Genomic DNA, 240 nt, shown 5'->3' on the forward strand with positions numbered 1-240 from the left:
CATTCTCAATTGCAAAAATATGATCTGCATCCCAACCAATACGCATCTTAACTGTAACCGGCTTTTCAACAGCATCTACAACTGCCGCTACCATTTCATATATTTTATTTGGGTCTAAAAGCCACTTTGCTCCCGCGTCACACTTAATGATTTTCGGTACTGGGCAACCCATATTAATATCAATAATGTCTGCTGTCGTATATTTATCTACGTATTTCGCAGCATCTACAAGAGTTTCTT

1 protein-coding gene is annotated in these 240 nt (G+C 38.3%); it reads right to left on the reverse strand.

The features are described from left to right. Nucleotides 1-240 (reverse strand): tRNA-dihydrouridine synthase (locus SB658_RS27150; RefSeq protein ID WP_410603632.1); only part of this gene is annotated, 240 nt, incomplete at both ends.

Source organism: Bacillus sp. SIMBA_008 (assembly GCF_046535495.1).
Lineage (GTDB): Bacteria > Bacillota > Bacilli > Bacillales > Bacillaceae > Bacillus > Bacillus subtilis.